This is a genomic window from Ochrobactrum sp. A-1, from assembly GCF_022488005.1.
Taxonomy (GTDB): domain Bacteria; phylum Pseudomonadota; class Alphaproteobacteria; order Rhizobiales; family Rhizobiaceae; genus Brucella.
Genome location: NZ_JAKVQC010000004.1, coordinates 275,422 through 293,831, shown reverse-complemented (window position 1 = coordinate 293,831; position 18,410 = coordinate 275,422). Strand labels below are relative to the sequence as shown.

Sequence of the window (18,410 nt, the reverse complement as noted above, 5' to 3'; positions counted from 1 at the left end):
CCTGTGAAGGAGACGTTCCATGTTATCCCGGTTGACCGCCGTTTACCGAAACCCAGCCGACCGGCGCAAATGGCTGACCATTGCCAGTGGCCTGTTCATCACCGTCGCGCTGGTCGCCTACTATGGCTTCGGGCTGGCGGCCCCGTGGGCACCGCTGATGACGATTGCCGCGGTCCTTGCCGGCTATGACATTGCGCTCAGGGCCTGGGCATCGCTGCGGCTGCGCCATCTCAGCATCGAATTGCTGGTCATCGTCGCCGCCATCGGTGCACTGTTCATCGATAATCACTGGGAATCGGCCGCCGTCACTTTCCTGTTCATGCTGGGAGCATGGTTGGAAACGCGCACCATGAGCCGCACCCGTGGTGCGCTGAAAGCGCTGCTTGACGCCGCCCCCATCACGGCGACCGTACTGCGCGATGGCCAGCCGGTCGAGATCGCCGCCCATGAGGTGGTTCTGGGCGAAACGGTTCTGGTCAAGGCCGGCCAGCGTCTGCCGGTCGACGGCGAGGTGATCGAAGGCACCGCCGCTGTCAACGAGGCCGCCATCACCGGCGAGCCGATCCCGGCGGAAAAGGCACCCGGCTCGCGCGTCTTTGCGGGAACCCTGGCCGAAAACGGCTTGCTGCACCTGCGCGCCACCGGCGTCGGCGCCGATACCACGCTGGCCCGCATCATCAGCCGTGTCGAGGAAGCGCAGGAAGCCAAGGCCCCGGCCCAGCGGATGATCGAAAGCTTCGGGCGCTGGTATACGCCGGGCGTGTTCGTGATGGCGGTCGTCAGCTATGTCGTGACGCGCGACATTGAGCTGGCGTTGACACTGCTCGTCGTCAGTTGCCCTGGTGCACTCGTCATCTCGACACCCGTCTCCGTGGTGGCCGGGATCGGGCGGGCGGCCCGCGCCGGCATCCTGATCAAGGGTGGTGAGCATCTGGAAAATGCCGGGCGCATTACGGCACTTGCGCTCGACAAGACCGGCACGCTGACCGAAGGCCAGCCGCGCCTTGCAGAAATCGTAGCGCTGGCGGGCAAGAGCAAGGAAGACGTTCTGCTGTGGGCTGCGATTGCCGAAACCGGCTCGAACCATCCGCTTGGCCGGCCGATCATCGAGGCCGCGCGGGCGCAAGGGCATCTGCCCACCGCTGAGGCGCTGGAGGAAATCGCCGGCATGGGCCTGATCGCCCGCCACGATGGCGCGCAGATCGCCGTCGGGAGCCACCGCCTGTTCGATCATCTCGGCATTGCCTTCGACGCCGAGACCAAGGCCGGCATTGCCCGCCTGTACGGGCTTGGCCACACCGTGGTTATTGTGGCGCATGATGGCACGGTCGTCGGCTTGCTGGGACTGGCCGACATGCCGCGCGCCAGCGCCAAGCCGATGATCGATCGGCTGCATGCGCTCGGCGTGCGCCGGGTGGTGATGCTGACCGGCGACCAGCGCCCGGCGGCCGAGGCGATCGCCGCCGCCGTCGGCGTAGGCGAGGTCCATGCCGCCATGATGCCCGACCACAAGCTCGAGCAAATCCGGGCCATGCGCACAGAAGGCTTTCGCGTGGCGATGGTCGGCGACGGCATCAACGACGCCCCGGCACTGGCGGCCGCCGATATCAGCATCGCCATGGGCGCCAGCGGCAGTGACATCGCCATCGAGACGGCGGACATCGCGCTGATGACCGACGAACTCGGCAAGATCGCCGAAGCGATGGAGATCTCGCGTGCCACGCTGACCAATATGCGCCAGAACCTGGTCATCGCTGTGCTGACGGTGCTGGGCTTGCTGGCCGGCGTCTATACCGGCTCCATCCATATGGCGGGCGGCATGCTGGTTCACCAGCTGTCGGTGCTGGTCGTCATTCTCAACGGCATGCGCCTGTTGCGCGTTCCGGCTGCCGCAAAGGCCACTGCCGGGGCGGCCATCGAACCGGCACCCGAGCAGACAGTGGTGCGGGCCTCCACCTGAGCGAGCGGCATCGCAGCAAAACCCGCGCCGCCCCGGCGCGGGTTTTATGTTAAGAGACGTACCCGGAATTTTGGAAGCGGAATTTGATATGAAGCCCGTCAAAGATCGTCAGGAGTGGGACGATATCCTCGATTTCTGGTTTCCTGAAGGGCACTCTCTGACACTCGATGCGCAGACGCATCGTGCGCATTGGTTCTGGCGCATGCAGGGCGGTGCTGATGACGAGATCGTGGCGCGCTTTTCTGACCTCACCGAACAGGCCACCGCCGGCGCGCTCGACCACTGGGCGCACGACCCGCATGGCCGGCTGGCGCTGATTATCATCCTCGACCAGTTTTCGCGCTCTGTCTGGCGAGACGATGCGCGCGCCTTTGCTCAAGATCCTCGCGCATTGGCGCTGGCGACCGAAGGCTTTTCCAACGGGCATTATTCCGCGCTTGAAACGCCGTGGTTCCAGGTGGTGTTCGGCTTGCCGCTGGGCCATTGCGAAGGTTTTGACCATTTGCAGCGCCTCGACCGTCTGATCAGCCTGCGCGAAAAAATCGCGGCGGACGCGCCGGTCCCGCTGCGGCCGATCTATGGACCGCTGGTCAAGCAGGCACGGGACGTCCGCGAAGTCATTGCTTCCTTTGGGCGGCATCCGCATCGCAACGCCGTGCTTGGCCGCGCATCGACCCCGGCCGAGGAGCTTTACATCGCCAAGGGTGCGTTCCCGCACAGGAAAGCATTCCAGAAAGACTGATAGCCAAGCCTCATGATGCCACGCGCATTTTGAACGCGCTCACCACCGCACGGTTCATGGTCTCCATCTCCGCTCGTTTCCCTTCCCTTCCTGACCGAAAGCTGACGGTAATTGTTATTATGCCTCAGGAGTACGTCAGTTCTGCACCGCATAGTTTCCTTCATGAGCAACCACAACTCAGGAGTTGGAATCATGAAGAAGACATTGGCAATGCTTGCGTTCCTCGTCGCGTTACCGGTAACCGCTGCTTTCGCCGGGGAGAAATGCGACGTCCAGCCCGAACAGAGGCAATCCTTCGAAGCCTTGGGGAAGCTTGCCGGCGATTTCGGGTGGACCATCGACAAGATGAAGATCGACGATGGCTGCTACGAGCTTCACGTTACGGATGGCAGCGGGAACGTTCTCAAAGTGAAGATCGATCCGGCAACGCTGGACGTCGTCGATGGCAAGGTCAAGCGCTTCGGCGATGGCAACAATGCATCGGTGAACGGGAACGGAGATGGCATGACGGCCGAGGAAGACTGAAGTCGGATGCGCCGTACCTACCGAAGCTCCACAAGCTGAGGCCAGACCATCGACAAACCCCGCTACTTCTGCGGGGTTTGTTTCGATATCAACGCGCCGGGCACCTCAAGTCCTTAGGTTCCCGCTGGCTTCGTATGGGTGCGCACACAAAAGGTTGCGTAGAGCACTTCCACGACGTTGCGCGCCGATCCGCTTTCGATCCGGTACCAGATCGTCTGGCCGTCACGACGCCCCGCGATGAGCCGGTCTTTTCTCAGAAGCGCCAGATGTTGCGATACCGTCGAATCCCGAATGCCCAGGAATTCGGCAAGCTGGCCAACTGACTTCTCGCCGTCCACCAGTTGGCACAGGATCAGCAACCGGTGACGATTCGACATGGCCTTGAGAAGCTCGCAAGCCTCATCGGCGGCCAGTTGCATGGCTTCAACATCAAGTTTCATAGTTGCATATCTACGCTTGTTCGTATATTTGTCAATGCGGATCATCGCCCCGTGAATAACACAGCGGACAAAATCTTGTGAGGCGCCAGACGCAATGGAAACCGTTCGCACCATCGTTTGCCCGCAATGCACCACGGTAAACCGGGTGGTGGCAGAGCGTGACGCCCGTAAGGCCCGGTGCGGTTCGTGCAAGGCATCTCTGTTTGACGGCCATCCCGTTGAAGTCGATACGGCCATGTTCGACAAGCAGACCGGCCGCAGCTCCGTGCCGGTGCTGGTGGATGTATGGGCGCCGTGGTGCGGCCCGTGCCGAATGATGACGCCCGCGTTTGAAGAAGCCGCCCGGCTGCTGGAGCCTGATCTGCGGCTCATCAAGCTGAACTCGGACGAGCATCAGGAAATCGCTGCCCGGCTTGGCATTCGCGGCATCCCGACACTCATTCTTTTTGCGCATGGCTACGAGCTGGCCCGTACCGCCGGGGCGATGACCACGCAACAGATCGTCGATTGGGTGCGAAGCAAGCTTCCCCCAGGCTCGTGAACCATCATCAAGTAAGAGGAGGCGGGTGGTGAACAGAAGACAATTCCTTTTGGCAGGAGCGGCGTTTACCGCGGCAAACGGTATCGCGCTTTCCAGTGTCAGGGCCGCAACATCTTCCGCGAAGGCGCGCATCGTGATTGCGGGCGCTGGCGCTGCGGGACTGGCGCTCGCTTCGCGGCTGCGGCGACAGATGCCGAAGGCGGACGTCACCGTCATTGATGAGAAGACAGCGCATCACTTTCAGCCCGGCTTCACCCTTGTCGGCGCAGGCTTGTGGTCCCCTGACGACGTTACGTTCCGAAATGCGGACTTCATGCCATCGGGGGCCGATTGGATCACCGAGGCGGTTGCGGAATTCGACCCTGATTCGAACACCGTCGCCACGAGCTTTGGCCGGCGTGTGCCCTACGACTTCCTGTTCGTGGCGACAGGGCTGGCACTCGATTATGAGCGGATCGAGGGTATGGATCGTTCCCTGATCGGCACGAACGGTATTGCATCCATTTATGCCAACCCTCCTGCAGCGGCAGCCTCGTTTCGTGCGATCGATGCGTTTGTCGATCAGGGCGGCGTCGGCCTGTTCGGCCGGCCCACGACTGAGATGAAATGTGCCGGCGCCCCTTTAAAGGTCACTTTCATCACCGACGATCTGGCGCGCCGGAAAGGACGGCGCAGCGCGGTCAAGCTTGTTTATAACGCCCACAACCCAACGGTCTTTTCCGTTCCGCCCGTACATGACCGCGTCACGCAAATGTTTGCCGCGCGCGACATTGCCGTCAATTTCAGCCATGTCCTCAAGGCCATCGATCCGGGCGCAAAACGAGCAACCTATGAGACGCCAGAGGGCGTGGTCACATTTGATTACGACTTTATTCATGTCGTACCACCCATGCGCGCGCCGGATGCGGTCATGAACAGCCCGTTGCCCTGGCAGCACGGTCCGCTTGCCACCGATGGCTGGGTGGAAGCGGAGAAGGCGACATTGCGCCACCCACGCTATGCGAATGTCTTTGCGGTCGGTGACATTGCCGGAGTGCCACGCGGAAAGACGGCGGCAAGCGTCAAATGGCAGGTCCCCGTCGTCGTGGACAACCTGGTTGCTGAAACCTCTGGCAAGGAGCCTCTCGCCACCTACAACGGCTACACGTCTTGCCCGATGGTCACGGCCTACGGAAAGGCGATGCTGATCGAGTTCGACTATGACGGCAATCTCACGCCGTCCTTCCCGTTTATTTCACCCCTCGAAGAGCTCTGGATCTCATGGCTGATCGAGGAAAAGGGCCTGAAGGGCGCCTACAGGGCAATGCTGCGCGGTCTGGCATAGGAGAGGCATCATGGAAGATTTCAACCCCGTCACAATGTTCGCCATATTGCGGGAAAGCCTGGGACCATGGCTGTGGGGCCTTCTTCTGATCGCACTGGTTCTGGTTGTCGGTGTGGTGTCGGCTGCCATGAAGCTGCGATCCGCACGAAGATCGCCGAAGCACCCGATCATCGTGGCGGCCCTCGCTGGGGGCGTTGCAACAGCAATCTTCTTCATGCTGGTGCCGGGCTGGACCATGGCCACCCATGCCGCGCTCAACGGGCCTGTCGACTATCTTGCTGCTATCCTCATTGCATTCATTCCGGGTGGCGGTATCGCGGCGATGGTTTTTTCGATGGCGTCATGGCGCTGCGCACGCCGCACCACAGCAGTCTGCGCCAAAAGCATGGCGTGACTGACCGGGGCGAACAGGCGCTACCTGCGCGCGATTTGCCTGAGCGGCCCCTTGCAGACAAGCAAAGGCAAACGCGTATTGCGTACATTCATATGTTCGTATATAGGATGTTACATTAATCAGGGAGAATTTGCATGACCCTCGAACGTTCCGTCCTGGCATTCGCCGGCTTCATGGTGCTCGTTTCCGTGGCGCTGACCGTGTGGGTGTCACCCTATTTCGTTTGGCTGACCGTCTTCGTCGGTTTTAACATGTTCCAATCGGCCTTCACCGGCCTCTGCCCGGCAGCAAGCGTACTGAAGCGCCTCGGCTTCAAGCCCGCCTGCTCGATCTGAACCGCTAGAAAGCTGCCATGCGTATCGCTATCCCCACCGCTGCACGCGCTGCGGCTGCATTGACGCTTGCCGCCGGGCTCGTGGCGACGTCCCCGGTGCTTGCCATCGACACCTCAACGCTCAGCACGCAAACCGTGCCGGAATGGAAAGCGGTCTACGGAAGGGTGGAGGCACGCGATCTCGTGCCGGCGCGCGCGCGCATCGGTGGCACCGTCATCGAGCTTCTCGTCTCGGAAGGCGACACGGTTGCGGCCGGTCAGCGCATCGCCATGGTGCAGGACGACAAGCTTGCCTTCCAGGTCGCAGCCGTCGATGCGCAACTGCGCGTGCTGGACGCCCAGCTTTCGCGAGCCGAAGCCGAACTGTCCCGCGGGCGCTCGCTGGTCGAGCGCGGGGTCAGCACCGCACAGCGGCTGGAGCAATTGCAGACCGATGTGGAAGTGACGCGCAATCAGATCGTCGCCACGCAGGCGCAACGCTCGGTCGTTGTCCAGCAGGGCGAGGAGGGCGCCGTACTCGCGCCGGTATCCGGCGTAGTGCTCGGCGTGCCAATCACGCGCGATACGGTCATCATGGCCGGTGAAGCTGTAGCTACTGTCGGCGGAGGCGGCTTTTTCCTGAGGTTGGCGATCCCCGAACGCCATGCCGATGCCTTGAAGGAAGGCGCTGAAATCCGCGTTTCGGCCAGTGGCGCGGAAGCAATGGGTCGGCTCGCCAAGGTCTATCCACGTATTCAGAACGGCCGTGTTATCGCCGATGTCGAATTCGAGCGGCTCGACACCACTTTCGTCGATTCCCGTGTCCTGGTCGAAGTGCCGGTTGGTACGCGCGACGCGCTTCTGGTGCCCCGTTCAGCGCTCGCTACCCGCTCAGGGCTCGACTTCGTGCGCGTGCGGCAAGATGGCCAGGACGTCGAGCGTGCCGTGGTGCCCGGCGAGGTCATGCGGCGCGACGGCATCGCTTATGTTGAAATCCTGACCGGCCTTGCCGCCGGCGAAACGATTGTCGTTCCCTGATATGCTTAATCCCAGTGAACATGGCACCGGCCCGTCGCTCGGCATTGCTGGTGCGCTGACGCGCAGCTTCATCACCTCGGCGCTGACGCCGCTGATCCTCATTGCCGCGCTGGTCTTCGGCCTGATCGCGCTGATGGTTCTGCCGCGCGAGGAAGAGCCGCAGATTTCCGTGCCGATGGTCGACATCGCCGTACGGGCCGACGGATTGAAGGCGCCTGATGCCGTCAAGCTGATCACCGAGCCGCTGGAGACCATCGTCAAGGGCATCGACGGTGTCGAGCATGTCTATTCCCAGACAAGCGACGACCGCGTGCTGGTCACCGCCCGTTTCTTCGTCGGCACGTCGGCGGATACGGCAGTGTTGCGTGTTCACGACAAGATCCGCGCCAATATGGACCGCATTCCCGTCGGCGTGCCGGAGCCGCAGATTGTCGGACGCGGGGTGGACGATGTCGCCATCGTGTCGCTGACATTGGCCCCGGTTGCCGAGGCGGCCAGCCATATCACGCCCAACGACCTGACCCGCATTGCCCGCGAATTGAAGACCGAGATCGCCAAGATCGAAGATGTCGGCCTCACCTATCTGGTTGGCGGCGCCGACGAGGCGATCCGCATCGCGCCCGATCCCGCCCGACTGGCGCTTTATGGCGTCACCTTGCAGCAGCTTGCCGGCAAGGTTCAGGGCGCCAACCGCGCTTTTCCGGCCGGTAGTGTTCGTGACCTGGGCGAGCAGATCGTGCTGGCCGCCGGCGAGACGCTGGCCACCCCCGCCGCCATCGGCAATCTTTTGCTCACGTCGCGCGATGGTCGCCCGGTCTATGTGCGCGACGTCGCCACGGTCGGTTTTGTCACGAAACCGGACGAGGCGCTGGTCTCCACCGTGACGCGAGGCGAGGGCGCAACCGTGCTGCGTGTTCCCGCGGTGACGCTGGCTGTGGCCAAGCGCGCGGGCGCCAACGCCGTCACCGTGGCCGATGCCATCCTTCATCGCGTCGAGACGCTGAAGGGCTCGCTGATCCCCGACGAGATCGCCGTCGAAGTGACGCGCGACTATGGCGAGACTGCCAATGAGAAGGCCAATGAACTCCTGTTCCATCTCGGCCTTGCCACCCTCTCCATCATCCTGCTGGTCTGGTTCGCCATTGGCTGGCGCGAGGCGGTGGTGGTCGCTGTCGTCATCCCGGTGACAATTCTGCTCACCCTGTTCGCCTCCTGGGTGATGGGCTACACGCTGAACCGTGTCTCGCTGTTCGCGCTGATCTTCTCCATCGGCATTCTGGTCGACGATGCCATCGTCGTGATCGAGAACATCGCCCGCCATTGGGCGATGGGCGACGGGCGCGGACGACGGCAGGCGGCCATCGAGGCGGTGGCCGAGGTCGGAAACCCCACCATCGTGGCGACGCTAACGGTAGTGGCCGCCCTGCTGCCAATGCTATTCGTGTCGGGCATGATGGGCCCCTATATGAGCCCGATCCCGGCCAACGCTTCGGCGGCGATGATCTTTTCTTTTTTTGTTGCGGTGATGGTCACGCCCTGGCTGATGCTGAAGGTAGCCGGCAAGGCGCCGCTCCATGAGCATGGCTCCGGCCACGCCCATGGTGGGCCGCTAGGACGGCTCTATGCTGCCGCCGCGCGGCCGGTGCTGGCATCGAAGGGGCGAAGCTGGATCTTCCTGCTAGCTGTCGGCGCACTCACGCTGGGCTCGCTGATGTTGTTTTATACGCAGGCGGTGACGGTGAAGCTTTTGCCCTTCGACAACAAGTCAGAACTCTCCGTTATCATCGACTTGCCCGAGGGGTCGTCAGTCGAGGCGACCGATGCGGTGACGCAGGAGGTAGCGCGCATCGTTCTGGCGATGGACGAGGTGGTTTCGGTCCAGACCCATGCGGGTGCTGCCGCACCTTTCGACTTCAACGGCCTGGTGCGCCACTATTTCCACCGTGCCGAACCGCAGATGGGTGAGGTCGCGGTCAATCTAAAGCCGAAAAGCGAACGCAGCCGCGCCAGCCACGACATCGCCCTCGACATCCGCCAGCGCATTGCGACGGTGCGGATGCCGGATGGCACGACGCTCAAGGTGGTCGAGCCGCCGCCCGGTCCGCCGGTGATGGCGACGCTGCTGGCCGAGATCTATGGTCCCGACGCCGAGACGCGGCGCAAGGTCGCCGGAAAGGTGGAGGCGGCCTTCCGTTCCGTGCCCTTCATCGTCGATGTCGACAATTCCTATGGCACGGCCCCCCGACGGCTGCGTGCCACCATCTCCACCGATGACCTCGAATTCTTCCGGGTTGAGGAAAGCGATGTGCTTGACACCCTCGCGATACTCGGCGGCGGCACAACGGTGGGCTATTCGCATCGCGGCGAGGGCCGCCAGCCGATCCCGATCCGTATCGAACGGCCGAAGGATGAGCGCCGGCTGGACGAGCGCTTCCTGACCACGCCGATCCCGGCCAATGTGCTGCCGGGCGATCGTGGTGTGGTGGAACTGGGCGACGTGGTGCAGGTCGCCGAAGAGCGTGCCTCACTGCCGGTCTTCCGACGCAACGGCCGCGCCGCCGAAATGGTGACGGCGGAGCTTGCCGGTGATTTCGAAGCCCCGCTCTACGGCATGATTGCCGTGCAGCAAGCGTTCGATGTACAAGATTGGACCGGCCTGGAAAAGCCTGTCATCTCGTTGCATGGTCAGCCGCAGGACGAGCGCGCGCCGACACTGCTGTGGGACGGCGAGTGGGAGGTAACCTGGGTGACCTTCCGCGACATGGGCGCGGCCTTCATGGTGGCGCTGCTCGGCATCTATATCCTTGTCGTCGCCCAATTCGGCTCGTTCAAGGTGCCGTTGGTCATATTAACGCCGATCCCGCTGACCTTCATCGGCATCCTCGGCGGCCACTGGCTGTTTGGCGCCCCCTTTTCGGCCACCTCGATGATCGGCTTCATCGCGCTTGCCGGCATCATCGTGCGAAACTCGATCCTTCTGGTCGACTTCATCCGCCATGTCGATCCCGCCGGCCGCAACCTGACGGAAATCCTGATCGAGGCAGGCTCCATCCGCTTCAAGCCGATCCTGCTCACCGCGCTGGCGGCGATGATCGGCGCCGCCGTCATCCTCGCCGACCCGATCTTCCAGGGGCTGGCAATCTCACTGCTGTTCGGGCTCGCCTCGTCGACGCTGCTTACCGTTCTCGTCATCCCGGCGATCTACCGGGTGCTGCGGACGTGATTGCTACACCGCTCGGGTATAGTCAGGATCAGGCCGAAACAAGCACATCGCAGCCGGCGGCGTGCAACACATGGCGGGCGACGCTGCCCAGCAACAACTGCGAAAGCGCATTGCCGCCATGGGTGCCGAGCGCCATCAGATCGGTTCGGCCGCGGCGGGTGAAACGCACCAATGCCTGGGCGGCATCTCCATGGACGATCCGCAACTTGGCCTGGATGAGAGGAAGATCGTGCTCCTCCAGTGATGCGCTGATCTGCCGGCGGGCCTCGCTGGCTCTCGCTCGGCGGTAGCGGTCGATTTCCTTTTGCGGGGTTCCCGCTCTCAGCATCGCCTGCTCGAACGCTAGCGGAGTTTCGATGGCATGGATAAGCTCGATGACCGCATCCGGCGCAAGCCGCAAGGCAGCTTTCACCGCCGCCCGTGACGCTGTGGAAAAATCCACGGCAACGGTGGTGTGCCGATAGGGGTTGGCCACCGATGTCCGGACCACCAGGATCGGCTGTCGCGCGGTTCTCACGACGCGGTCGGCCGTGGAGCCAAACACCTTTTCACGCATGCTCCTGGCCTTGCCCGGGCCGATGACAATGAGGTCGGCGCCTTCGCGCTGCACGATCTCGTCGATGACCTGATATGGCTTTCCGGTCTCAACGACGATGTCCACCACCGCTTCGGACCCGGGATTGCCGGTCAATTGCCTGATCCGGTCGACTGCATTCCGTTCCACTATTGCGTGCAGTGCGGAAACATCGAGCGAAACCGGCAAGTCACCGCCGGGGGACGTATCTTCGACCGCATGGACGAAAACAAGGCGTGCTGCGTGCTGGCGGGCAAGCTGCAAGGCGCGGCCCGCGACCGGATCGTTGTCTGTTTCGAGCGCAAGCGCTGCGACGATGGTGTTGATCGACAAGCTGTCCTCCCCTGGGTGCGAAACGGATGGCCATGTCCCGTCGTGCCGATGGCCTGCCTCCGGTATTGGCGGGAGGCAGGTCTCCTGCCGGCCGTATCAAAGCGGATAGCGCAAAATCGCCGCAAGTTCCTTTTTGCCGGGGATGTCGGCGCGCCGCACGCCTAGTACCTTGGCACCGCTGGCGAACGCCCGGCTGGCAATCTCGTCGACCACACCATAGGCTTTCGCGTCGTCCTTCTGGATGAATTCCACCGCGCCACTTGCGTCGTCGACAAGCCCCGGCACGACTGAATCGATGTCGACCAGAAGCGTGTCGATGGCGCCGAAGGTTGCTGCGCGGGCCGCATCCGAGATATCGGTCGTGGTGCGGCGGTCGTTAGCGCGCTTGTCGAACAAGGCACGGATGGCGCCCAGGTCCTGTTCGTAGGCATTGTCGAGGATCGGACGCGCACGCCGCGCCAAGTCGGCGTTGGTCAGGCGGTCCGGGCTGTCGGCAATGGTTTCGCGCAGCAGGTGCGGATAGGAATTGATCTGCGGAAACACCGAAGCCAGGCGGTCGGTGGCGGCCAGGATGAGCGGGGTCTCGCGCCCGGCCAGAATGGGACGCAGCGCCGTATCCACCCGCCGTACATATTGCTGGAAGCGCACATTCTGGCCCTCGGAGCCGTGGATGCGGCCGCTGAAACTACGATCGTTTAGCGTCGACTTGCCGACCGAGGAGGCCGCGTCCTTGGGCAGGCCCGGAACCTTGACCGTTACCGGCGGCAGATCGGCATGCATCTCGACCAGGCGTACGGCATTCTCCGACAGGGCGAGGATGAAGGCTGAATGCGGGAAGGTCACCGCCCGGAACAGCGGCTTCAGGTGGAAGCGGTCGGCGACCTGCACCATGGAGACCAGATCGTTGGCGAGCCGATAGGTCCGCAGCGCATCGGGCGTGGCGAAAACGGCAAGGCTGTTGGCCTGGAAGCGCCAGAATTCGTCATCGTCAACCAGATCGTTCAACTGCTCCAGAAGCGCAGCCAGCCCCCTCTTGTCGAAGCCTGCATCCTCAAGCTGCGTCTGCGCCTCACGGATCAGATTGCCAAACTCGATGCGCGAGGCCGATGTCTCCTGTGTCACAGGGGTGGTCTTCAAATAGAGCGACCCGCAAGCATCGGCACGTGCAACGACGAGGGTGGCAAATTCGGAACGAGTCGGAATGTCGACGTAAAGCATGCAAGGTCCTTTCTTCATTGGTACGGAGCGTCATCCGAGCTTGGAATGATGGGACGCGGTCATACCCCCGATGAAGGACAGTATACCTGATGCTCTGAACAAATACTTCCTTGATCTCGTTCAAAGGTTTGGTCTCACCGATATGTCGCCAGATCATTGGGCCTCTGACCGCATCCTCTTTTTAGAAGGTGTTTCCCTTTTATCGGGCCATATGTCGAGGACGGATACACTATCATTGGATCAGAATTATTCCATTACGTCTGCTATGTAGCCGATGATTGCATCAATCTGTTCCCGCGTCGCCTTGAAAACAGGCATTCCAGGATGGCCGGTGTCGATGGCGTCGATAAAAGTTTCCTCAAGTGCGTCAATCGGAAACCGTTTTGAAAGTTCCCGAAATGGCGGAGCTTTGGGATTCGGGCTCCCCCCCAAGAGGCCTACGGCATGGCACTCCGAACAATATTGTGTGACAAGCGCCTTGCCACGCTCGGCGCCGTCTTGGGCGTCAACGTTAGTTGTGCAGATGGTTATCGCCAAGCCGAAAACCATAAGATGGAAAGTTGAGATTCGAGATTTCATGCGTGGCTCCGGTATTTAGCCTGTACTTTTGTGGCGCGAAAGACTGTTGCCGACGAGATTCTTTTACCTTAATCAGCTCTATCGGTACTCGCCATTTCATTGCAATTCTCAGAACGACACCAGCCGACGTTGAGCCACGCCGAAATCCCTGGCTAGACATTGGCATGTCGCCTCAGTCTAAACGCAAGCCTTATATCGTATCCGTCCGGGCTCAGGAGACAGTGATCTATGGTTGCGCGTTCGCAGCTAATCCTCGGCGCACACCGGAAAATCGCAACCAAAGGTTCCTGCTCGAGTCACTCTTGCCTGCATCTCTAAAAGATAGTAATAAGTCACTTGCAATGGCAGCAGGCCCGAGATTGCGTGAATCAGTACGGGTGGCGCAAAGAGCGTCACGCTGCCAGGGCGAGGTTTGATCGTTAGAGTGCTTGAGGGAGCCCCAAGCACGTCGGGTGGATGGGTATAGGAGATCAACGAGCCTGCTCAAGTCCTATCCGAATCCCATTGTGACTGAGGAGCATAAAGATGAGTGCTGGATCGTTCCCCTCGGAACTATACAAGGCCAACGTTGAACTGCAACAGCGCATCATTGAGTTACTACAGGAATGCGGTGGTAACTGGATGGCTGCCGTACAGCAATTCGGTATGGGTGGTATGTCCGACTCTACGGCTCAGATTGAAGGCCGGTTGCGCACAGCCGACTGGCAGTCGCTGGCAACGCTACCATCTGAAGTGTTCTGGCCAGCATTTCAGAGCCGGCTGAATGATGTTCAAGCTGCAAACCAGATTGCTTTGAAAAATCAGATCTCCTTCGTGACCGGGCTTCAGCAGGCGCTTGGGAACTGGCATCAATCCGTCTTCGACGCGTTCAGTAGCGCCCTAGAAGACGGAAAGTTTTTCAAGCATTGGGAAATATCTGGGGCTCAAGCTGTGACAACAGACGCAAAAACGGCCGAAAAATGAAAGCAATGCCATGAGTAACATCAAGCGCACCGCACTGGTGACCGGCGGCAATCGCGGATTGGGCGCTGCGATTGCTCGCGCTCTGTACGATGCCGGCCATACTGTGATCATTACCCACACGTCCGGTAACAGCAAAGCCGTCGCCTGGCTCGCTGCACAAGCGGACCAAGGCTATGGGTTTACCGGTTATGGTGTAGACGTCTCCGATTTCCGATCAACCCAGAATCTGGCGCAACAAATTCATTTGGACGACCGACAAATTGATATCCTCGTGAACAATGCAGGTATTACCAGAGACGCTTCCTTGCGCAAACTTGACAAAGCCGATTGGGACGTGGTGCTGCGGACCAACCTCGACTCAATGTTCAACGTCACAAAACTCTTCATCGAGCCGATGATGGAGCGCCGCTGGGGCCGTATCGTCAACATTTCCTCGATTAACGGCAGCAAGGGCCAGTTTGGCCAAACCAACTATTCGGCGGCAAAGGCAGGCGTGCATGGTTTCACCAAGGCACTGGCTCAGGAGGTGGCCCGGGCTGGCGTAACTGTCAACACCGTCTCCCCAGGCTATTTGGCGACCGAGATGCTAACGACCATGCGCGAGGATGTGCTCGCGCGGATCGTCGAAACCATTCCGGTTGGCCGCTTAGGTCAACCAGACGAGATCGCGGCGCTGGTGGCGTTTATAGCAAGCGAGGAGGCCGCCTTCATGACTGGAAGTAACATTGCGATGAATGGCGGTCAGCATATGTGCTGAAATAGCTGCTTTGCAGCAACTTCGCGTGTTCGGGTGTGCCCTCGCTTATTCGCCCACCCGATCTTTTGCCACTTCGATCGAGCGTTTGTAGAGTGCGAACACCCCCGAGGCATTGGCGCGGATACGCTTGACGTCGCCGGCAAGAAGAGCCTGCATCACGAGCCCCTGGATGGTACCGATGAAAAGTATGACAGCGGCCTTTTCATCCAGTGCAGCAGCCATTTCACCGCGTTCCTTGCCGTCCGCGATGAGCCGGCCGAGACGCTCTCCATAGCGCCGGATCAAGGTTTGCGCCATCTGCTTGGCCACTGTTTGCTCAGCGCGCTGCAGTTCTCCAAACAGCATCCTGGGCACGCCAGGATGCTCAGTAATGAAATCAATATGCGCCATGAACGCTGCCTCCAGCGCCCCAAGAGGAGAAGCCGCTCTGGAAGTCGCCTTTTCAATGCGAGCCAGCAGCCGGTCGGAAACCCATTCCATCACCGCCTGAAGAATCGCGTCCTTTGACGGAAAATGTCTGAAAAGCGCACCTTGGGTCACCCCCATCCGCTTGGCGATCGCCCCGGTCGTAATATCGGCCGGGTTCTGCTCCGCCGCGAGTTCGATGACGGTCTCGACGGTTATTTCTCGCCGCTCCTCCGCTGGAAGATAGGCTGATCGGGAGATCATTGTGCTGCTCCTAAAGATAGTGATTGACTACTACCTAACGATCAGGCAGCTTCGTGGCAAGATTTAAACGGCCATGCGTTTGTAATTTGAACGACTTCGGTTAGCCATAAAAAATTCCGCCAGACACGGAGAGCGCCGTGAACGACGCATCGAAAACTGCAGAACGGAAATCATTACGCTTCCCCACCGCCTTCACCATTCTATTTGGACTGATCATCCTCGTCGCGGCGCTGACCTGGATCATTCCCGCGGGTCAGTATCAACGCATTCACAACGCTGCGCTCGATCGCGACGTTCCGGTTGCCGGCACCTACCAGGTGACCGAACCCAATCCACAGGGCATCTTCGACATCATCATGGCGCCGATCGGCGGCCTTTATGATCCGGCCACCAATCAGGCCAACGCCATCGATGTGGCTTTGTTCGTGCTGGTGATCGGTGGCTTCATCGGTGTGGTCGCGGCGAGCGGCGCCATAGATGCCGGCATCGCCAGTTCGATGAGAGCGCTCAAGGGTCGCGAGAAATGGATGATCCCGGTGCTGATGGCGGTTTTTGCCTTCGGCGGTACCACCTACGGCATGGCCGAGGAGACACTTGCCTTTTACGTGCTGCTTCTGCCGATCATGATCGCGGCTGGCTATGACGCTGTCACGGCCGTGGCCATCATCCTGCTCGGCGCCGGCGTCGGCGTGCTCGGTTCCACGGTCAATGCCTTTGCCACTGTCATCGCTTCCGACGCCGCAGGCGTCCCATTCACCCAAGGTATTGTACTGCGCTTCGTCATCCTCGGCCTGACGTGGCTCGCCTGCGTGGTCTACGTGATGCGCTATGCCGAGCGGGTTCGAGCCGACCCGAGGCAGTCGCTTGTATACGACCGCAAGGAAGAAAACGAGGCGCATTTCCTTTCGGCGCACCAGGATATCGCGCGGGAATTCACCACCCTGCACAAGATCGTGCTTGCCATCTTCGGTCTCACCTTCGTCGTCATGATCTGGGGCGTCTTGAAGGGCGGCTGGTGGATGGGCGAGATGAGTGGCCTGTTCCTCGCCTCAGCCATCCTGGTGGGCGTGATTTCCCGGCCTGGAGAGGAAAAGTTCGTAGACGCGTTCCTGAACGGTGCGCGCGACCTGCTCGGCGTGGCGCTGATCATTGGCCTTGCCCGCGGCATCGTCGTGGTTATGGACGCCGGCAAGATTACCGACACGATCCTGCATTGGGCCGAGGTATCGGTTTCCGGTCTCTCCGAGATCGTGTTCATTAACGTGATCTACTGGATCGAGGTGCTGCTCTCGTTCTTCGTGCCGTCCTCGTCAGGCCTTGCCGTGCTGTCCATGCCGATCATGGCTCCAGTCGCGGATTTTGCCAGCGTCGGGCGCGACCTTGTCGTCACCGCCTATCAGTCAGCCAACGGCCTGGTGAACCTCATCAATCCCACCTTTGCGGTGGTTATGGGGGCGCTCGCTATCGGGCGAGTGCCTTATGAGCGCTGGCTGCGCTTCGTGTGGCCGCTGCTTGTCATTCTTACCGTCATCATCATGGCGAGCCTCAGCGTCGCCACAATGATTGCCTGAAGGAGAAGACCGTGTCGATTACTTATGGTGTGCATTCGGAAGTGGGCAAGCTCAGGCGGGTACTCGTTGACCGTCCCGGAGCGGCGCTTGCTCGCCTGACCCCGTCAAATTGTCACGAACTGCTGTTCGACGACGTCATCTGGGTCAAGCAGGCGCGTGTCGAGCACATGACCTTCGTCGACGCCATCCGCTATCGCGGCGCAGAGGTGGTTTTCCTGCGGGAGACCCTCGCCGAGACGATGCAGGATATGGAAGCACGCCGCTGGCTGCTTGAGCGGCGCATCAATGAGAACACGGTCGGGGTCGGACTCGCCGACGACCTGAAGGCCATGCTGATGGAGGCCGATGCCGACGCGCTGTCGCTCATCCTCATGGGCGGCATGAGCAAAGCGGAACTGACCATCGAACCGAAAGGTGTGCTGGTGCCTGCATTGCGGCCTGAAGATTTTATCCTGCCCCCGCTGCCGAACCATCTTTTCACTCGCGACACCACATGCTGGATCTACGGCGGGGTGACGCTCAACCCCATGCGATGGAATGCGCGCAAGCTGGAAACAGTCAATATTACGGCCATCTACCGCTTCCATCCCGATTTTCGCGATGCCGATTTCTCCGTATGGTGGGGCGATCCTGAGAATGACTACGGGCTGGCGACCCTGGAAGGCGGTGATGTCATGCCGCTCGGCAACGGCGTGGTGCTCGTCGGCATGGGTGAGCGCACGACGCCTCAGGCCGTTGGCCAGCTTGCCCGTGCACTGTTTGCACAAGGGGCCGCAGAGCGTGTCATCGCCTGCAGACTGCCGGTTGAACGGGCGTCGATGCACCTGGATACGGTCTTTACCTTCTGCGACCGTGACCTCGTCACACTGTTTTCGGAGGTCGTGGACCGTATCACGACCTATTCGTTGCGGCCGGGTAAACAGGATTGGCAAATCGACGTACGCGAAGAGACCGAGCATCTCACCGAAGTGGTTGCCGAGGCTATGGGGTTGCCCAAACTTCGCGTTGTTCCCACGGGTGGTGATGCCTACGTCGCCGAGCGCGAGCAATGGGATGACGGCAACAACGTCGTGGCGCTCGAGCCCGGCGTGGTCGTCGGCTACGACCGCAACACCTACACCAACACGCAACTGCGCAAGGCGGGCGTGGAAGTCATCACAGTGCCGGGCGCCGAACTTGGGCGCGGGCGCGGCGGCGGCCACTGCATGACCTGTCCATTGGTCCGGGATCCAGTGTGAAGGAGGTG

18 protein-coding genes are annotated in these 18,410 nt (G+C 61.0%); 13 read left to right on the top strand and 5 right to left on the bottom strand.

Translation table 11 applies throughout. The features are described 5' to 3' along the window. Positions 1-19 precede the first annotated feature (19 nt). The 3 genes from MKS82_RS10930 (at position 20) to MKS82_RS10920 (ending at position 3,227) form a co-directional block, all read left to right on the top strand. A complete protein-coding gene (locus MKS82_RS10930) occupies positions 20-1,960 on the top strand; it encodes a heavy metal translocating P-type ATPase (protein ID WP_240578839.1) in 1,941 nt (646 codons plus the stop codon). Between the two features lie 88 nt (positions 1,961-2,048). Then, positions 2,049-2,702 (top strand): DUF924 family protein, encoded by a 654-nt coding sequence (locus MKS82_RS10925; RefSeq protein WP_240578838.1) that lies wholly within the window; start codon positions 2,049-2,051, stop codon positions 2,700-2,702. Between the two features lie 192 nt (positions 2,703-2,894). After that, complete coding sequence (locus MKS82_RS10920; RefSeq protein WP_240578837.1) at positions 2,895-3,227, top strand: PepSY domain-containing protein; 333 nt, start codon at positions 2,895-2,897, stop codon at positions 3,225-3,227. Positions 3,228-3,340: 113 nt separating this feature from the next. On the opposite strand, the gene MKS82_RS10915 is transcribed toward MKS82_RS10920, so the two are convergent. After that, complete coding sequence (locus tag MKS82_RS10915) at positions 3,341-3,667, bottom strand: ArsR/SmtB family transcription factor (RefSeq protein ID WP_240578836.1); 327 nt, start codon at positions 3,665-3,667, stop codon at positions 3,341-3,343. 94 nt (positions 3,668-3,761) lie between these two features. Here MKS82_RS10915 and trxC point away from each other — a divergent pair, with 94 nt between their 5' ends. From trxC to MKS82_RS10885, 6 genes are all read left to right on the top strand, one after another. After that, on the top strand, positions 3,762-4,208 hold the full coding sequence (gene trxC / locus MKS82_RS10910) for a thioredoxin TrxC (RefSeq protein WP_240578835.1): 447 nt from the start codon (positions 3,762-3,764) through the stop codon (positions 4,206-4,208). Between the two features lie 28 nt (positions 4,209-4,236). Next, positions 4,237-5,532 (top strand): NAD(P)/FAD-dependent oxidoreductase, encoded by a 1,296-nt coding sequence (locus tag MKS82_RS10905; protein ID WP_240578834.1) that lies wholly within the window; start codon positions 4,237-4,239, stop codon positions 5,530-5,532. A 10-nt stretch (positions 5,533-5,542) separates the two neighbouring features. Then, positions 5,543-5,926 carry a DUF5368 family protein gene (locus MKS82_RS10900; RefSeq protein WP_240578833.1) on the top strand — a complete coding sequence of 128 codons (384 nt, stop codon included), beginning with the start codon at positions 5,543-5,545 and terminating at the stop codon, positions 5,924-5,926. Positions 5,927-6,060: 134 nt separating this feature from the next. Further along, positions 6,061-6,261 carry a YgaP family membrane protein gene (locus MKS82_RS10895; RefSeq protein ID WP_035026717.1) on the top strand — a complete coding sequence of 67 codons (201 nt, stop codon included), beginning with the start codon at positions 6,061-6,063 and terminating at the stop codon, positions 6,259-6,261. Positions 6,262-6,278: 17 nt separating this feature from the next. Further along, positions 6,279-7,277 carry an efflux RND transporter periplasmic adaptor subunit gene (locus tag MKS82_RS10890; protein WP_240578832.1) on the top strand — a complete coding sequence of 333 codons (999 nt, stop codon included), beginning with the start codon at positions 6,279-6,281 and terminating at the stop codon, positions 7,275-7,277. 1 nt (position 7,278) lies between these two features. Beyond that, entirely contained in the window at positions 7,279-10,500 is a 3,222-nt protein-coding gene (locus MKS82_RS10885) for an efflux RND transporter permease subunit (RefSeq protein ID WP_240579024.1), read from the top strand. A gap of 28 nt (positions 10,501-10,528) precedes the next feature. Here MKS82_RS10885 and MKS82_RS10880 read toward each other — a convergent pair whose 3' ends face one another. From MKS82_RS10880 to MKS82_RS10870, 3 genes are all read right to left on the bottom strand, one after another. Further along, on the bottom strand, positions 10,529-11,407 hold the full coding sequence (locus MKS82_RS10880; RefSeq protein WP_240578831.1) for a universal stress protein: 879 nt from the start codon (positions 11,405-11,407) through the stop codon (positions 10,529-10,531). A gap of 96 nt (positions 11,408-11,503) precedes the next feature. Further along, positions 11,504-12,643, bottom strand: a complete 1,140-nt coding sequence (locus MKS82_RS10875; protein ID WP_240578830.1) for a baeRF11 domain-containing protein — start codon at positions 12,641-12,643, stop codon at positions 11,504-11,506. A 228-nt stretch (positions 12,644-12,871) separates the two neighbouring features. Next, the gene (locus tag MKS82_RS10870) at positions 12,872-13,204 is read right to left on the bottom strand and encodes a c-type cytochrome (RefSeq protein WP_240578829.1); all 333 of its coding nucleotides are present in this window, start codon (positions 13,202-13,204) and stop codon (positions 12,872-12,874) included. A gap of 525 nt (positions 13,205-13,729) precedes the next feature. Here MKS82_RS10870 and MKS82_RS10865 point away from each other — a divergent pair. Both MKS82_RS10865 and phbB read left to right on the top strand, forming a co-directional pair. Then, the gene (locus MKS82_RS10865; protein WP_240578828.1) at positions 13,730-14,167 is read left to right on the top strand and encodes a hypothetical protein; all 438 of its coding nucleotides are present in this window, start codon (positions 13,730-13,732) and stop codon (positions 14,165-14,167) included. Positions 14,168-14,177: 10 nt separating this feature from the next. Continuing rightward, entirely contained in the window at positions 14,178-14,924 is a 747-nt protein-coding gene (gene phbB, locus MKS82_RS10860; RefSeq protein WP_240578827.1) for an acetoacetyl-CoA reductase, read from the top strand. 45 nt (positions 14,925-14,969) lie between these two features. On the opposite strand, the gene MKS82_RS10855 is transcribed toward phbB, so the two are convergent. Then, positions 14,970-15,593, bottom strand: coding sequence for a TetR/AcrR family transcriptional regulator (locus MKS82_RS10855; protein WP_240578826.1), 624 nt, complete (start codon positions 15,591-15,593; stop codon positions 14,970-14,972). A 137-nt stretch (positions 15,594-15,730) separates the two neighbouring features. Between MKS82_RS10855 and MKS82_RS10850 the strand changes: the two genes are divergently transcribed. After that, on the top strand, positions 15,731-17,164 hold the full coding sequence (locus MKS82_RS10850) for a YfcC family protein (protein ID WP_240578825.1): 1,434 nt from the start codon (positions 15,731-15,733) through the stop codon (positions 17,162-17,164). Positions 17,165-17,175: 11 nt separating this feature from the next. Next, the gene (gene arcA / locus MKS82_RS10845; RefSeq protein WP_240578824.1) at positions 17,176-18,402 is read left to right on the top strand and encodes an arginine deiminase; all 1,227 of its coding nucleotides are present in this window, start codon (positions 17,176-17,178) and stop codon (positions 18,400-18,402) included. Positions 18,403-18,410 lie beyond the last annotated feature (8 nt).

Bases quoted from the DNA above. Each gene is read 5' to 3' on its own strand.
- MKS82_RS10930 (WP_240578839.1), top strand. From the start codon at position 20: ATGTTATCCCGGTTGACCGCCGTTTACCGAAACCCAGCCGACCGGCGC.
- MKS82_RS10925 (WP_240578838.1), top strand. From the start codon at position 2,049: ATGAAGCCCGTCAAAGATCGTCAGGAGTGGGACGATATCCTCGATTTC.
- MKS82_RS10920 (WP_240578837.1), top strand. From the start codon at position 2,895: ATGAAGAAGACATTGGCAATGCTTGCGTTCCTCGTCGCGTTACCGGTA.
- MKS82_RS10915 (WP_240578836.1), bottom strand. From the start codon at position 3,667: ATGAAACTTGATGTTGAAGCCATGCAACTGGCCGCCGATGAGGCTTGC.
- trxC (WP_240578835.1), top strand. From the start codon at position 3,762: ATGGAAACCGTTCGCACCATCGTTTGCCCGCAATGCACCACGGTAAAC.
- MKS82_RS10900 (WP_240578833.1), top strand. From the start codon at position 5,543: ATGGAAGATTTCAACCCCGTCACAATGTTCGCCATATTGCGGGAAAGC.
- MKS82_RS10895 (WP_035026717.1), top strand. From the start codon at position 6,061: ATGACCCTCGAACGTTCCGTCCTGGCATTCGCCGGCTTCATGGTGCTC.
- MKS82_RS10890 (WP_240578832.1), top strand. From the start codon at position 6,279: ATGCGTATCGCTATCCCCACCGCTGCACGCGCTGCGGCTGCATTGACG.
- MKS82_RS10885 (WP_240579024.1), top strand. From the start codon at position 7,279: ATGCTTAATCCCAGTGAACATGGCACCGGCCCGTCGCTCGGCATTGCT.
- MKS82_RS10875 (WP_240578830.1), bottom strand. From the start codon at position 12,643: ATGAAGAAAGGACCTTGCATGCTTTACGTCGACATTCCGACTCGTTCC.
- MKS82_RS10870 (WP_240578829.1), bottom strand. From the start codon at position 13,204: ATGAAATCTCGAATCTCAACTTTCCATCTTATGGTTTTCGGCTTGGCG.
- MKS82_RS10865 (WP_240578828.1), top strand. From the start codon at position 13,730: ATGAGTGCTGGATCGTTCCCCTCGGAACTATACAAGGCCAACGTTGAA.
- phbB (WP_240578827.1), top strand. From the start codon at position 14,178: ATGAGTAACATCAAGCGCACCGCACTGGTGACCGGCGGCAATCGCGGA.
- MKS82_RS10855 (WP_240578826.1), bottom strand. From the start codon at position 15,593: ATGATCTCCCGATCAGCCTATCTTCCAGCGGAGGAGCGGCGAGAAATA.